This window comes from Dyella sp. 2YAF14 (genome assembly GCF_052114725.1).
Classification (GTDB): Bacteria; Pseudomonadota; Gammaproteobacteria; order Xanthomonadales; family Rhodanobacteraceae; genus Dyella.
In genome coordinates this window covers 59,196-74,820 of sequence record NZ_JBFRFH010000009.1, presented here as the reverse complement: position 1 = coordinate 74,820, position 15,625 = coordinate 59,196, and the positions used below count along the sequence as shown (strand labels likewise).

The following is a 15,625-nucleotide window of genomic DNA, read 5'->3' as shown; positions in this document are numbered from 1 at the left end:
TCGTGGCCGGCGCCCCTCCGGTTCAGCCGAACCATGACTGATGGCCTGGTTCCGCTGGCCGCCCAAGGGTTAATGTCGCAGGAGTCATGACACAGGGGACTGCCTCGTATGGATAGGTCGCTGCGCCGTTTCATTCTCGCCGGCTTGCTGCTGGCCGCCTCACCGCTCGTGCTCGCCGATTCGAAGGCCCCAGCGCCCGTCACGGCGCCGGCGTCGGGCTATCTCGCACCGCCCGCACCCTTGCAGGCACTGGTGGATGCGCCGCGCCCGCCACAGCTGTCGATCAGCCCGCATCGCGATCTGCTGGCCCTGACTCAGACGCCACCGCTGCCGGGCATCGATGTGGTGGCGCAGCCGGAACTGAAACTGGCCGGCCTGCGCATCAACCCCCGCACTTATGCGCAGAGCCGCTTCGTGTTCGGCAGCGACCTGTGGCTGATGGACGTGGCCACCGGCAAGGAAATCCGCCTGCAGGGCCTGCCCAAGCCGCTCTCCATCGCGACGTCCGCGTGGTCGCCGGACCAGCGCTATCTGGCCTTCAACCAGGTCAATGCGCGCGAAGGCACCAATGAGTTGTGGGTGGTTGATATCGGCGCGCGCACCGCACGTCGCCTGATCTCGCTGCAGTTGAACACCGTGGCCGGCCGCGGCTACCGCTGGATGCCGGACAGCTCGCAGCTGCTGGTGCAGTTGCAGTCAGAGGGGCAGGGCGCCGCACCGGTCGGCAACAGCATACCGACCGGTCCCGATACGCAGCAGACACAGGCCGGCGGTGGCGTGAAGGCCATCCGCACCTACGAGGACATGCTGCGCAACGAAGACGATGCGAAGCTGTTCGAGTACTACCTGCGCTCGCAGTCCGCGCTGGTGTCGCTGGACGGCAAGGTCACCAAGCTTGGCGAGCCTGCCCTGACGCTTGGACTCGCGCCGTCGCCTGATGGGCACTATTTGTTGCGCGAACGCGTGGAGCGTCCGTTCTCCTACCTCGTTCCCGTAGATAGCTTCCCGCGTCGCATCGAAGTGCTCGATCGCGATGGCAAGCTGGTGAAGGAGATCGCCCATCTGCCGCTGGTGGAAGGCCTGCCCACCGGCAACGCCGTGCCCACCGGCGTGCGCGAGATCACCTGGCGCGCCGATGCACCGGCCACCCTGGTGTGGGCCGAGGCACAGGACGGCGGCGATCCGGCACGCAAGACGGACATCCGCGACCTCGTGCAGATGCAGTCGGCGCCGTTCGATCAGGCACCGGTCACGCTCGCGAAACTCGGCAGTCGTTACGGCGGTGCGTACTGGGCCAACGGCGATCTGGCGCTGATCGACGAGTTCTGGTGGAAAACGCGCCGCGTGAAGCAATGGCGAGTATCGCCCGATCACCCGACGCAAGCGCCGGCCCTCGTACGCGAGGGCTCGTCGGAAGATCGTTATCGCGATCCCGGCACGCCCGCGACCATGCTCGACGAGCACGGTCAATCGCGCCTTATCGTCACCGCCGACGGACAAAACATCTACCGCCTCGGCGAAGGCGCCTCGCCCGAAGGCGATCGTCCCTTCATCGACCGCGTGAACCTGCAGTCGGGCAGCAGCACGCGGCTGTTCCAGTCGCAGGCGCCTTACTACGAGGACCCGCAGGTCTTGCTCGATGCGCAGGGCACGCGTGCGCTGATCTCGCGCGAGTCGCCCACTGAGCCCACCAACTACTACGTGCGTGATCTGGCCGCGAACGGCAAGTTGCACGAGCTCACCCATTTTCCCAATCCGCTGCCGCAGTTGAAGGGCGTGAAGAAGGAGCAGATCCGTTACAAGCGCAAGGATGGCGTGGAGCTCACGGCGACCTTGTACCTGCCGCCCAACTACGATCCGAAGAAGGATGGCCCGCGCCCGATGCTGATGTGGGCATATCCGGCCGAGTTCAAATCGGCGGATGCGGCCGGGCAGGTCACCGACTCGCCATACAGGTTCAACCGCATCAGCTACTGGGGCCCGCAGGCTTTCCTCACCATGGGCTATACGGTGCTGGACAACTTCTCGGTGCCCATCGTGGGCGAGGGCAGCAAAGAGCCCAACGACACCTACATCCCGCAGCTTGTCGCCAGCGCCGAAGCCGCTGTTGACGAAGTGGTGCGCCGTGGCGTGGCCGATCGCAATCGCATCGCGGTGGGCGGCCATTCGTACGGCGCGTTCATGACCGCCAACCTGCTCGCGCATACGCGCCTGTTCAAGGCAGGCATCGCGCGCAGCGGCGCGTACAACCGCACGTTGACGCCGTTCGGCTTCCAGTCGGAAGAGCGCAACTACTGGCAGGCGACGGACGTCTACAACACGATGTCGCCATTCAACTATGCGGAGAACATCAAGGACGCGCTGTTGATGATCCACGGCGAACAGGACAACAACTCCGGCACCTTCCCGATCCAGAGCGAGCGCATGTATGCCGCCATCAAGGGATTGGGCGGCACCTCGCGCCTGGTCCTGCTGCCGAACGAGGCGCATGCCTATCGTGCGCGCGAATCGATCATGCAGATGCTGGCGGAGATGAACAGCTGGCTGGACCTGTACGTGAAGCAGGCCAAGCCCGCGGGCAAGGCGATGGCTGCGCCCTGAGTCGTAACGTTTGAACAGGGAGCGGGACGTTGCATTCGTCCCGCTTTCTTGATGTCGCTGAACGATTTTGTGGCAATGCACAAAAGTCCTCCGCTTGGGGTAGTCTTGGACGTCCAGACATCCGCAACGTGGCATCGATGAACCAGCACCGCAGTCCTGAGTTCGCCCCGCACGACGCGCCGCTGCGCGAAGACGTCCGCCGCCTCGGCACCCTGGTCGGCAATATGCTGGCCGAGCAGATCTCGCCGGACTTCCTCGAGGAGGTCGAGCGCATCCGTACCGCGGCCATCGAGCGCCGCGTGGAAGAAGCACCGCTGGATGTGCTGGGCAGCTTGCTTACCGGGCTGGATACCGACAAGGCCGAGTCGCTGGCGCGCGCCTTTGCCACCTATTTCCAGGCGGTGAACATCGCCGAGCGCATCCATCGCATCCGCCGTCGTCGCGACTACCAGCGCGAAGGCGGTGCGCCGCAGCCCGAGTCATTGCTCGATGTGCTGATGCGGCTGAAGGCGCAGGGTGTGGAAGCGGGCGAGCTGATCGAATGGCTGGAACGGTTACAGGTGGAACCAGTTTTCACCGCGCACCCGACTGAAGCCGTGCGTCGCTCTCTGCTGGAAAAAGAGCAGTCCATCGTGCGCGCCCTGGTCGACAATTTCGATCCCACGCGCACGCCGCAGGAACGCAAGGAAGACGACGACCGCATCTTCATGGCCTTGAGCGCCGGTTGGCAGACGGCCGAAGCGTCGTCGGTCAGTCCCACCGTGCAGGACGAGCATCACCACGTCGGCTTCTATCTCGCCAATCCCATCTATCGCATCGTGCCGGCCCTCTACGAATCGTTGGCCGATGCGTTGCAAACCGTCTACGGCGTGGCCGTGCCGATTCCGCGCCTGTTGAGCTTCGCCACCTGGGTCGGCGGCGACATGGACGGCAACCCGAATGTCGGCGCCGCCACCATCGCCAATAGTCTGTCCACCCAGCGCGCGCATGTGCTGGAGCACTACATCGAGGATATCGCCGGCCTCGCGCGCCTGCTGAGCCAGACGGAAGATCGCGTGCACGTGGGCAGCGACCTGGCCAACCGCCTGCTCGACTATCGCACGCGTTTTCCGGAAGCCGCGGCCAAGGTACGCCCGCGCCATGCCGACATGCCGTACCGCAGCCTGCTCACCATCATTGGCGCGCGTCTGCAGGCCACGCTCGAAGACGATCATCCCGAGGGCTACACCTGCGCGGACGAACTGCTGGAAGACCTGCGCCTGATCGCGGTGAGCCTGATCGATCACCACGGGCTGCACGCTGGCGCTTACGCCGTGCGTCGTCTGATCTGGCGTGTACGCACGTTCGGCTTTCATCTCGCTCGCCTGGATGTGCGCCAGGATTCACGCGTGCATGATGATGCGCTGGGGCAACTGTTGAAGGACGAGGACTGGTCCTCGCGTGGTGCGCATGAGCGCGCCGAGCGCCTGCGTCCGTATGCAGGTGGCCAGGATTCGCTACCCAGGAGTGACGACGCCACTGCCACTGCGCTGCGCGATGTGTTCGCCACATTGCGCGAGGCGCGCGGTCGCTACGGTGCGGATTCGCTGGGCTTGTACATCATCAGCATGGCGCGTTCTGCAGCGGACGTGCTGGCGGTGCTGGCACTGGCGCGCTACGGCGGTCTCAGCAAGGAGGGACGCGTACCGCTGGACGTGGCGCCGCTGTTCGAAACAGTGGACGACCTGACCAATGCGCCGGCGACCTTGCGCGCACTGCTGGACGATCCCGTCTATCGCGATCATCTCGCTTCGCGTGGCAATCGCCAGTGGGTGATGCTCGGCTATTCCGACAGCGGCAAGGATGGCGGCACGCTGGCTTCTCGCTGGGGTTTGCAGCGCGCTCAGGTGGAGTTGCTGGACGTGGCGGCTGATGCCGATATTCGCCTGTCGTTCTTCCACGGTCGTGGCGGCTCGGCGAGTCGCGGTGGCTCGCGCATCACCCCCGCCTTGATGTCATCACCGCGCGGTTCGGTGGCCGGCGTGTTGCGCGTGACCGAGCAGGGCGAAGTGATCCACCGCAAATATGGAATACGCGCACTGGCCCTGCGCAATCTCGAGCAGACCGTGGGTGCCGTATTGCGTGCATCGCTGCGCCCGCGCACGCACGAGGCGCGCGAAGACACCTGGCGCGATCGCATGAGCCTGTTGGCAGCGCGTAGCCGCGAGCATTACCGGGCGTTCGTTGATCGCGAGGGCTTCGTCGACTACTTCCGCTCGGCCACGCCGATCGATGTGATCGAGCGCATGACGCTGGGCTCGCGCCCCGCCCGTCGCCGCAGCATGCGCGGCGTGCAGGATCTTCGGGCGATTCCCTGGGTGTTCGCGTGGACGCAGTGCCGCTCGATCCTGCCGGGCTGGTACGGGCTGGGCACCGCACTGGAGTTTGGCGCCGCGCAGTACGGCGAACAGGCGATGTCCGAAATGGCGCACGACTGGCCGTTCTTCGCCAATATGTTGGACGACGTGTCGATGGTGCTGGCCAAGAGCGACCTTGGCATCGCCGAAGCCTTCTCCAAACTCGCCGGCCCGCTGCACGAGCCGTTCTTCGGCATGATCGGCGAGGAATTCGAGCGCACCCGCCACTGGCTGATGCAGCTCAAGCGCAACGACAGCCTGCTGCAGAATGCGCCGCGATTGGCCACCTCAATCGACCTGCGCAATCCCTATGTCGATCCGATGAGTCTGCTGCAGGTGGATTTGCTCAAGCGCTGGCGCGAAGGCGGCGAAAGCGACGATGCGCTGCTCGCTGCGCTGGTGGCTTGCGTCAACGGTGTGTCGCAGGGGTTGCAGAATACGGGTTGAGACTGAGGCAGTCGCGCACAGGGTACGCTCCCACAAAGGAGTGCTCGTTGTGGGAGCGCACCCTGTGCGCGACACACGCAACCTCAAGCGTCCAACTCTGCCCAGCGCGCGTACGCGGTATCCAACTCCGCCTGCAACTTGGACAACGCCTCATTCGCCTTTGTCAGCGCCGCATTATCCTGCCGGAAAAACTCCGGATCGTTCATCGCCTCGCTGCGCGCGGCAATGTCGGCTTCCAACGTTTCAATTTTCTTCGGCAACTGCTCCAGCTCTCGCGCATCCTTGTAGCTGAGTTTGCGCTTTGCCTCTACGACTGGCGTCGCGGCGACTGCGACGGTCTTCTCAAGCGACTTGATCGAAGGCGCCAATGCCGACGGACGCTGGCGCAGCCAGTCGGTGTAACCGCCCACGTATTCGCCGATCTTGCCGTGACCTTCGAGCACCAGCGTGCTCGATACCACGTTGTCGAGAAACTCGCGGTCATGCGACACCAGCAGCAAGGTGCCCTGGTATTGCGTGAGCAACTCTTCCAGCAACTCCAGCGTTTCCACATCCAGGTCGTTGGTGGGTTCGTCCATCACCAGCAGGTTGGACGGCTGCGCGAACAGCTTGGCGAGAAGCAGTCGATTGCGTTCGCCGCCTGACAGTCGCGTGATCGGCGCACGCGCACGTTCCGGCGAAAAGAGGAAATCCTGCAGGTAGCCGATGATGTGCTTGCGCGAGCCATTGAGCTCGATGAATTCGCGCCCTTCGGCCACGTTGTCCAGCGCGTTGAGCTTGTCGTTGAGCTGCACGCGGTGCTGGTCGAAATAGGCGATCTGGATGCCGGTGCCCAGCGTGGCGTGGCCTCGATCGGGCTTGAGTTCGCCAAGCATGATCTTCAGCAACGTGCTCTTGCCGGCGCCGTTGGGGCCGATGATGCCCACGCGGTCACCGCGCATGATGGTGGTGCTCAGGTTTTCGATCAGCACGCGGCCGCCGTAGCTCTGGTGCACGTGCTCCAGGTCGATCACCTTCTTGCCCGAAGCCTGCGCATTGGCCATCGTCATCTTGACGTTGCCGGAGAGTTCGCGACGCTGCGAGCGTTCCACGCGCAACGCCTTCAAGGCGCGCACGCGGCCTTCGTTGCGCGTCCGACGGGCCTTGATGCCCTGGCGGATCCACACTTCTTCCTGCGCGAGCTTCTTGTCGAAGTGGATGTTGGCCTGCGACTCGGCGTGCAGGCGTTCTTCGCGGCGACGCAGGTAGTTGTCGTAATCGCCGGGCCAGTCGGTGAGCTGGCCGCGATCGATCTCGACGATGCGCGTGGCCAGTGCGCGCAGAAAACTACGGTCATGCGTGATGAAGATGATGCTGCCTTCGAACTGGCGCAGGAATGCTTCGAGCCAGCCGATGGCTTCAATGTCGAGATGGTTGGTGGGCTCGTCGAGCAGCAGCACGTCGGGCTTGCGCACCAGCGCCTGCGCAAGCAGCACGCGACGCTTCATGCCGCCCGAGAGCGCTGCGAAATCGGTATCGCCGGGAAGTTCAAGCCGCGTCAACACATCGGTGACGCGTCGGTCGAGATCCCAACCGTGCTGCGCTTCGATCTGCGTCTGCACATCGCCCAGCGCATCCATGTCGCCTTCGGCGAGCAGGTGATGGTAACGGGCGAGCAATCGACCCAGATCGCCAAGGCCTTGCGCGACCACATCGAACACGCTGCCGGCCGTGTCTTGCGGCACCTCCTGCGCCATGCGCGCAACGACGACGCCGTTTTGCACGCGCACTTCGCCATCATCGGCTTTGAGTTCGCCGCTGATGAGTTTCATCAAGGTGGATTTGCCTTCGCCATTACGACCGACGATGCACACGCGCTCGTTCGTCTCGATGGAGAGGTCGACATGTTCGAGCAGGAGGGGGCCGCCGATGCTGAAGTCGACGCGCTGAAGTTGGATTAGGGACATCCGGACATTTTAGGGGATGCGTCGTGTCGATCGTTCGCTTTTGCTGCTCAATCCCGACGCGCGTCTGCCGATAGGGAACGTTAGAGGAGAAAAAGCCGTGGCCGATGAGCGGGGCGGGCGTCTGGCGGAGTAATTGTTTTTTAACGAAAAAAGTTCGCGCCTACACGCAAATAAGCCTTTCGCCATACGCCATTTGCGGGCACACTCCCTTGACGCGTAGACATCGCTTTCACGGTGAAATTTACGTTACGACGGCGCCGATGCGCCGTCGCTGTTTTATCGTCCATGGAAACATGGACTTATGTGATCTAATTCAAGTATTGTCTTGACCCGTGGCGCTGTGTTGCGGTTCAGGGTTTGTAACGCCGGTTGAAGCGGTGGCGAGAGCGAGGAACTGGGGTGGCTATCAAGTCCAACACGCTGGCCAGGGGAGCATCCTGGCGCCAAGGTCTACTGGCCCTGCTGGTAGGCGTCGCCGGCTGTTTCGCGAGCGTGGCTCATGCGGGTTATGCCGCCATCGTCATCAATGAAACCGACGGCCAGGTCATCACTGCGGTGAATGCGGACGAGCCGAACCATCCGGCCTCGCTGGCCAAGATGATGACGATGTACCTCGCCTTCCAGGCGATCCAGAACGGCACGCTCAAGATGGACCAGGAGCTTCCCGTTTCGTCGTGGGCTGCCGCCAAGGCGCCGACCAAGCTCGACCTGCGCAACGGCCAGACCATCACGGTCGAAGACTGCGTGCTCGGCATGATCACCAAGTCGGCCAACGACGCCGCCACCGTGGTCGCTGAAGGTCTGGGTGGTTCCGAAGGTCATTTCGTCGAAATGATGAACGCACAGGCCCAGCTGCTGGGCATGAGCAACACGCGTTTCGCCAACGCCTCGGGCCTGCCCGACCCGGAAGACACCACCACGGCCCGCGACATGAGCAAGCTGGCCATGGCGCTGTACCACGACTTTCCGCAGTACGCGCATTTGTTCTCGACCAAGGACTTCATGTTCCGCGGTCACCTGGTGCGCGGCCACAACAACCTGATGGACAAGTACCCCGGCATGGACGGCCTGAAGACCGGCTTCACCAATGCCTCGGGCTTCAACCTTGCCTCCACCGCCGTCAAGGATGGTCGCCGCCTGTTCTCCGTGGTGATGGGCGGCCGCACCGCCGGCACCCGTGACCGCCTGATGGCGCGCCTGCTCGACGACGGCTTCGAGAACCAGGAAACGCCGGCCGAGCTGGTGGCGCAGGCTGGCGAAGCGCCGGCAGGCCTGGCCAGCGGCAAGGTTCGCCGCGGCAAGGGCGCCGTCGCCGTCAAGGGCACGGCCCTGGCCGACGCCACGCCGGCCTCGCGCCGCCACCATCGCCGCGGTTCGAAGGCGGACACCGTCGCCACCGCGGCGACCTGCTCGAAGAAGAAAAAAGGCGCCACCTGTCCCGCCACCACCGCCCGCAGCACCAAGGTCGCTGCCGCTGCTGGCCAGAAGGTCGCCTCGGCTGGTGGGTCGCCGGACAAGTAAGCGTTGGTCAAACCAGATTGCGATAACGGGCTGCCTGCGGGTGGCCCGTTTTGTTTTGGGGGGATGTGCGGTGTCGGCGATGCCGTCGCGTGGAAAAGATGTCGTCGCAACTCAAAGCCAACATGTTGGCCCCTGGGCTCAGCGCACGTTGATGGAAGACACTCTGAGCGTCGACCCCGCAAACCTGGGAAGAAAAGGACAGGACATGAAGCTCACGCTCAAAGCCTTGGTCTTGGCATCCGTTGTCGCCCTGGCGTCCTCGCTGACTGTGGCTGCGCCACTCGGATCATCGACAGACGCCTCTGCAAAACACGCCATCAATGCCCCGCTGCTTGGCAGCTGGTCATTGGACACCTCACGCATGCCGGTGCCCCCCGAGCAGCGTCCGAAGAGCGTGCGGTTTACGTTTGGCGATGCAGGCAGCAACACCTGGAACATGCGCGTCGATATTGTCTATTGCCCCGGCGAAGAGGTGCATTCCACCAGCACGCCGGTACTCGATGGATCGTCCACGGTCATCACGAACAGTCCCGAGGCGGACACGGGGACGTTCAAGCAGCCGGCGCCCAATGTGCTGGTGATGGCGCTGCAGAAGGAGGGCGTGCTGGTTTCGACGCGTATTTATTCGGCACTGCCCGATGGACATACGATGGTCGAGACAGCGGTTTATCCCGGACAAAGTGGCACGCCCGTCATGAAGACGAACTACTTCACGCGCGTTCGCTAGGCCGACGATTCGAGACAGCGACACCGCATCTTCCAAAAAAACGGGCCGCTTTCGCGGCCCGTTTTCGTGTTGAAGCAAGCGGTGCTTACTTCAGCTTGGCATCGGCGCGCAGCGCTTCGGCCTTATCGGTCTTTTCCCACGAGAACGCGGTGTAGGTCTTGCCGTCCGGACCCTTCACTTCGTACGGGGTGCGGCCGAAGTGACCGTAGCTGGCGGTCTGCTGGTACATCGGGTGCACCAGGTCGAGCATCTTGATGATGCCGTACGGGCGCAGGTCGAAGTGCTTGCGGATCAGCTTCTCGATCTTCTCGTCGGCGATCTTGCCGGTGCCGAAGGTGGTGACCGAGATGGAGGTCGGCTCGGCCACGCCGATGGCGTAGCTCACCTGCACTTCGCAGCGGTCGGCGATGCCGGCAGCCACGATGTTCTTGGCGACATAACGCGCAGCGTAGGCAGCCGAACGGTCAACCTTGGACGGATCCTTGCCCGAGAACGCGCCACCACCGTGACGGGCCCAGCCGCCGTAGGTGTCGACGATGATCTTGCGACCGGTCAGGCCGCAATCGCCCACCGGGCCGCCGATCACGAACTTGCCGGTCGGGTTGATGTGGAACTTGGTGCCCTTGTGCAGCAGCTTGGCCGGCAGCACGGGCTTGAGGATGTGCTCGCGCACGGCCTCGATCAGATCCTTCTGCTTCACGCTCGGATCGTGCTGGGTCGACAGCACCACGGCGTCGATGGCGGTGGCGACACCGTCTTCGTAACGCAGGGTGACCTGGCTCTTGGCGTCCGGACGCAGCCACGGCAGCGGCGAGTTCTTCTTCTTGCGGACCTTGGCCTGCTGCTCGACCAGACGGTGCGAGTAGTAGATCGCAGCCGGCATGTAGTCCTTGGTTTCGTTGGTCGCGTAGCCGAACATCAGGCCCTGGTCGCCAGCGCCCTGTTCTTCCGGCTTCTTGCGGTCCACGCCCTGGTTGATGTCGGGCGACTGCTTGCCGATCAGGTTCAGCACGCCGCAGGTCTCGCCGTCGAAGCCGACGTCCGAGGAGTCATAGCCGATGTCGACGATGACCTTGCGGGTCAGCGCTTCCAGGTCGATCCAGGCGCTGGTGGTGATCTCGCCGGCGACGATCGCCACGCCCGTCTTCACCATCGTTTCGCAGGCCACGCGCGCACGCGGATCCTGCGCGATGATCGCATCGAGGACGGCATCGGAGATCTGGTCGGCGACTTTGTCCGGGTGGCCTTCAGAAACCGACTCGGAGGTGAAGAGGAAGTTGCTCATCGCGGTATATATCCTTCCTTACGGATAGAGAGATGAAAGGGGGTGGCGCATGATACACGGCCTACCCCGGGATTGCAGCCTCAGCTTGCAGCCGGGACATGACGATTTCATGCCGATTCAGCCATTTGGACGGCTTTGCGGCTCATTCCGGGGCACTCCCGGGCATGCCTGGGCCGCCCTGGGGCGGCAGGGCAAGCCCTCAGAATACTCCAAGGATGTCCCAGGCGGTCCCTGGCTGGGTGCAGGCGGGGGCCTGGATGGTTGCCTCAGCGGCGGGGGCTGAATCCGTCGTCGCTCCAGTCCTCGCTGCCCACGCCGTGATGGACGAAGAACAAGCCGTCCGGGTCGTAGCGGCGCTTGGCGGCGGCGAGGCGCGGGTAGTTGGCGCCCCAGAATGAGCGTTGCCAGTCGCGCTCGAAGTAGTTGCTCTCCGAGACGTAGGAGCCGGCGCCCGGCGCGACCTTGAGCAGGGCATCCATCGACAGGTCGATCCGGGCCGCCTCGCGCCGGGCCTTGTCGAGGTCGGGCGTGGCGCCCGGCATGCCGGGGAAGGCCGGCTCGCTCTCGCTGCCGGTGATGGCGAGCGCAAAGGCGTCCATCGCGCCCGGGTTCATGGCGGTGTCGCGCGAACGTGCGATGGCATCCGTGGGGCCGCCGGCCAGGCCCTTGTTGAAGTGCAGCGAATAGCCCCAGTGGCGCGTTGCCTCGAACATGGCGTCGGCGAGCGCATCGAGTTGACGCTCCTCCAGCAGCGACTGCGGCAGCCACCCCGAGCGATAGCCGTGGATGAACTGGCCGACCTGTCCTTCGTCGCCGGCCCATAGCACGTGATCGCGCGGTGCGTCGGGGCGGCTGTCGGACACGATCAATTGCGGCGCGTGCTGGCGGAAGAATTCCGCGTCCCAGAAATGCCGCGCGGGCAGGGCGATGACGTGGGCTTCCTCCTTGAAGCGATACGCCGGGCGCGCCTTGACCCAGGCAAAGAAGGGCGCCCACACCAGCTCCGCCTCCTGCTGACTCAGTCCCTGGAAAACCATCGACAGGTGCAGCATGTTGCCGCCGTGGAACTTCAGTTGCTCACCCCAGTGCGCATTGAACAAGGCATCGCGGTAGAAGCGCATGGTTTGCCCGATCAACGCGCGGAACGCCTGGTCGGAATCGGCTTCGATGGCGCCGAAGACCGCGCCAAAGGTGTCCGGCAAATCGTGCGTGAGCAGGGTCAGCCTGGTCACCACGCCGATGCTGCCGCCGCCACCGCCCTTGATGGCCCAGAACAGTTCCGGCTCGCGGCAGGCGTTGACCACGTGCACCTTGCCGTCCGCCGTGACCACTTCGGCCTCCAACAAATTGCCGCTCGCCGTGCCAAAGCGCTTGGAGAAACTGCCGAAGCCGCCGCTCTGCACCAGGCCTGCCACGCCTACCGTCATGCCGCCGCCGCCTTGCACATAGCGCCCGCCCTGGGTGGTGACCGCCGTGTATGCATCGACCCACATGGCGCCCGCTTCGACTGTCACCGCGGAACGTGGCGCCTGCGTATCGGCACAGCCCTGGGGCACGAACGCGTCATGCAGGGCGATTTGGTTCATGTGGCGCGTCCAGATCAGCAGGGAGTCGGGCGCGTCCGAGGTGCCCTGGTAGCTGTGGCCGCCGCCCTTCACCACCAGTCGCAGGTGATGTTCGCGGGCGAAGTTCACCGCCGCCACGACATCGCTGGTCTGCTCGGCGGCCACGGCGTAAACGCTGGGACGCGAGGTCCAGGCGTCCACCCAGCCGCTGGTCTGGGTCAGCGAGGGCGTGTCGCCGAGGAAATACGGATTCCTGACCTGCTTCAGCGCCTCCTGGCAGGCGGCATTGCCGGCGTCGCAGTGCTCGAACGGCGACTGCAGCCGTTGCAGGCGACCGCCAACGGCGCGCCTGAGCTGCTCCCATTGAGCCTCGCTGGGCCAGCCCGGATCGCCGGGACGTACCCGCGCGCGCAGATGGGTGATGCTCTTGAGCGCCTCGCGCGCCGTGGCGACCGAGGGCGACAGTGCCCAGGGCAGCAAGGGCAGGGCGAGCGCAGCCTTCAGCAGATCGCGACGATGCATGGTGGACTCCGGCGGCATGAGATGTCGTCACTGTGCCCCGGCGAGCATGCAGGACAAGCGTGGAGTGACCAATAGCGCCCTTGCTGGGACAAGTGGCGGGCTGGCGGTGACCGGAGGTGCCCATGGGTCGCCCCGTTCATCTGAGCAAGTTGGACATACCTGTCGAGACATCCATAATCGAACGCTCCCCACCTGATGTAGGAGCGAGCGAATGAAGCGATTGAGCTGGCTGGCGTTCGGCCTGATTTCTCTGCTGGCTTCGGCCATCACGCACGCGGACAGCGCGCCGCCCTCGCACTGGCAGCCGGATATCGCTGCCTTCGTTGCCGCTGATCACGAGCATCCGCCCGCCCCGCATGGCGTGCTGTTCATCGGCAGCTCCTCCATCCAGTTCTGGAAGTCGCTGGGGCAGGATTTTCCCGGCATTCCGGTGATCAACCGCGGCTTTGGCGGTTCGGCGCTGCCCGATTCGACTTATTACGCCGACCGCATCGTGTGGCCCTATAAGCCCAACTTGATCGTGATGTACGCCGGCGACAACGACATCAACGATGGCGCGACGCCCGACCAGGTGCTCGCCTCGTTCCAGCAGTTCGTCGCGCGTGCGCGCGAAGGCGTGCCCGGCGTGCCGATCGTCTATATCTCGATCAAGCCCAGCATCGCGCGCCTCGCGCTTTGGCCGAGCATGAAGGCGGCCAATAACGAAATCCGCGATTGGGCGGCCACCCAGAAGAACGTGCGCTTCGTGGACATCGCCCCGGTGATGCTGGACGCGCAAGGCAAGCCGCGCGCCGAGCTGTTCCGCCCGGATGGCCTGCATATGCTGCCGGCCGGTTATGCCTTGTGGATTGCCACGCTGAAGCCGGTGTTGGCGGCGTATGGCTTCGTGGTGAAACCTGGCGCGTGATTTCCCTCGCTGTGCGCTGCCTGCGCACAGCTTCCTGCGTCCCTGTCGCATGAACCTGCTTTGGTGTTCGGCTAGCCTGCGCCAGCAACCAACAGGGGGAGGCGTCATGGTCGGACGATGGTGGTTTTTGGCAGCGGGATTGCTGTGCGGCACGGTGTGCGCGCAGTCGGTGCAGGCGCCGGCATTGAAGGCGGGCGACAGCTGGGTTTACGTCGATACGGTGGAGTCGGGCCCGCAAGGATGGTCGCGCAAGAATGAAACCGTCACCGTCGAGCGAATCGAAGGCGACAGCGTGCTGGTCGCCAACAAGCAGGACGGCTCCAGCCAGCCAGCCGTCGAGCATCTGGTTGGCCTCGACTGGAGCCGTTCGCGCGATGTGAATGGCAAGCAGCAAGTGGTGAACCGGCCATTGGCGTTCCCGCTCACGCAAGGCAAGAAGTGGCGCGTGGAGTACACCGAAGCCAATCCGAACCGCCAGCACACCAGCGAAACCTTCGGCAGCGAATACACCGTCGTCGGCTGGGAAGACGTGCAGGTACCGGCCGGAGCGTTCAAGGCACTGAAGATCGAGGCGCAGGGCCAGTGGAGCGCCGTCGTGGCGCCTTCCGTCTCCAGTGATGCGCGCGGTCATGTGGATGCGGACGGCGCGGTGAGCGTTTCGCAGAGCCAGGTCACCCATCCGCATACGGCGAGCGGTCGCCTGTACAAGGCGTTCTGGTATGTGCCCGAGCAGAAGCGCTTCGTGAAGTCCGTCGAGGAGTACTACGACAGCAAGGGTGTGCGCTCGTCGCGTTACACCGAGGAGCTGCAGTCGTCGAAGCTCGCCGGGTGATGCGTTCCTCTCAGTAGACCAGCGCCCGCGCCTGTACGAAGGCGAAGAAAAACACCGCGTTCGGATCGTTGCGCACGGCCTGCAATTCGCCGCGCATGCCTTCGACCGTGGCGGGGTCGACCTTGTCGGCAGCCACCAGCTGGTCGGCTGCCGACAACAGCACTTCTTGCCAGAACTCGATCATCTGTTTGCGTTTGCCGGGCTGGCGGTTGTCGAGGTGGAAGCTCTTCACCTCGGTCTGCACGTCGCGATAGCCGCCCGCCAGCAGCAGATTGCCGAGTTTTGCGCCGATGAACGGATCGCCGCCGTTGTCGTACTGGTAGTCGTTGAAGGCCATCCAGTAACGCAGCAGGTGCGGCGAGTACGGATCGAGGAAGAACGACGAGTTGAGCACCTCGGTCACGTAGACCACCGCGCCCGGGCTCAGCACGCGGCGGACTTCGCTGAGCACGCGCGCAGGGCTGGGCATGTGTTCCAGTACCCAGCACAGATAGGCAGCGTCGAAGCTGCGATCCGGGAACGGCAGGTCGGTGGCATCGGCCTGCTGCAGCGTATAGCGCGACGTGCACCATGCCGACTGCGCAAGATTGCGCTCGGCCGCCGCCAACTGCGCCTCGGAGCGATCCACGCCGGTCAGTTCCAGGTGCGGAAAGCGCCGCAGCAGGATTTCCGTCTGCGCGCCCACGCCGCAGCCCACTTCCAGCAGCTGTTTGGCTTCGCTGAAATCGATGCGGCTGAACAGGATATTTTCGAACATGCGCGCCTGGCGCGTCAGCCGCGACTGCTCCTCGGACGAAAAGCCGTGGATATAGGGGAACTCACCGGTGACGATGCTGTTCAAGGCCTATCCCCTCGCTGAGGAGTGCAGGCCGATTA

At 64.2% G+C, this 15,625-nt stretch carries 10 protein-coding genes; 6 read left to right on the top strand and 4 right to left on the bottom strand.

All coding sequences use genetic code 11. From position 1 onward, the window contains the following. Positions 1 to 108: 108 nt before the first annotated feature. Both AB4Y82_RS13890 and ppc read left to right on the top strand, forming a co-directional pair. Positions 109 to 2,601 (top strand): S9 family peptidase, encoded by a 2,493-nt coding sequence (locus AB4Y82_RS13890; RefSeq protein WP_441611409.1) that lies wholly within the window; start codon positions 109 to 111, stop codon positions 2,599 to 2,601. Positions 2,602 to 2,738: 137 nt separating this feature from the next. Then, positions 2,739 to 5,444, top strand: coding sequence for a phosphoenolpyruvate carboxylase (ppc, locus tag AB4Y82_RS13885; RefSeq protein ID WP_441604429.1), 2,706 nt, complete (start codon positions 2,739 to 2,741; stop codon positions 5,442 to 5,444). Positions 5,445 to 5,527: 83 nt separating this feature from the next. On the opposite strand, the gene AB4Y82_RS13880 is transcribed toward ppc, so the two are convergent. Then, complete coding sequence (locus AB4Y82_RS13880) at positions 5,528 to 7,390, bottom strand: ATP-binding cassette domain-containing protein (protein ID WP_441604428.1); 1,863 nt, start codon at positions 7,388 to 7,390, stop codon at positions 5,528 to 5,530. A 399-nt stretch (positions 7,391 to 7,789) separates the two neighbouring features. On the opposite strand from AB4Y82_RS13880, the gene AB4Y82_RS13875 reads away from it, so the two are divergent. Further along, positions 7,790 to 8,911, top strand: a complete 1,122-nt coding sequence (locus AB4Y82_RS13875; protein WP_441604427.1) for a D-alanyl-D-alanine carboxypeptidase family protein — start codon at positions 7,790 to 7,792, stop codon at positions 8,909 to 8,911. A gap of 79 nt (positions 8,912 to 8,990) precedes the next feature. Further along, positions 8,991 to 9,638: a hypothetical protein gene (locus AB4Y82_RS13870; RefSeq protein ID WP_441604516.1), complete on the top strand. Its 648-nt coding sequence runs from the start codon at positions 8,991 to 8,993 to the stop codon at positions 9,636 to 9,638. Between the two features lie 85 nt (positions 9,639 to 9,723). Here AB4Y82_RS13870 and metK read toward each other — a convergent pair whose 3' ends face one another. After that, a complete protein-coding gene (gene metK / locus AB4Y82_RS13865) occupies positions 9,724 to 10,923 on the bottom strand; it encodes a methionine adenosyltransferase (protein ID WP_121882559.1) in 1,200 nt (399 codons plus the stop codon). A 266-nt stretch (positions 10,924 to 11,189) separates the two neighbouring features. Next, positions 11,190 to 13,010 (bottom strand): FAD-dependent oxidoreductase, encoded by a 1,821-nt coding sequence (locus AB4Y82_RS13860; RefSeq protein WP_441604426.1) that lies wholly within the window; start codon positions 13,008 to 13,010, stop codon positions 11,190 to 11,192. A 211-nt stretch (positions 13,011 to 13,221) separates the two neighbouring features. Here AB4Y82_RS13860 and AB4Y82_RS13855 point away from each other — a divergent pair, with 211 nt between their 5' ends. Both AB4Y82_RS13855 and AB4Y82_RS13850 read left to right on the top strand, forming a co-directional pair. Then, positions 13,222 to 13,917: an SGNH/GDSL hydrolase family protein gene (locus AB4Y82_RS13855; protein ID WP_441604425.1), complete on the top strand. Its 696-nt coding sequence runs from the start codon at positions 13,222 to 13,224 to the stop codon at positions 13,915 to 13,917. Between the two features lie 106 nt (positions 13,918 to 14,023). Next, on the top strand, positions 14,024 to 14,749 hold the full coding sequence (locus tag AB4Y82_RS13850; protein WP_441604424.1) for a hypothetical protein: 726 nt from the start codon (positions 14,024 to 14,026) through the stop codon (positions 14,747 to 14,749). Positions 14,750 to 14,759: 10 nt separating this feature from the next. Here AB4Y82_RS13850 and AB4Y82_RS13845 read toward each other — a convergent pair whose 3' ends face one another. After that, positions 14,760 to 15,581 carry a class I SAM-dependent methyltransferase gene (locus tag AB4Y82_RS13845; RefSeq protein WP_441604515.1) on the bottom strand — a complete coding sequence of 274 codons (822 nt, stop codon included), beginning with the start codon at positions 15,579 to 15,581 and terminating at the stop codon, positions 14,760 to 14,762. Between the last annotated feature and the right edge of the window lie 44 nt (positions 15,582 to 15,625).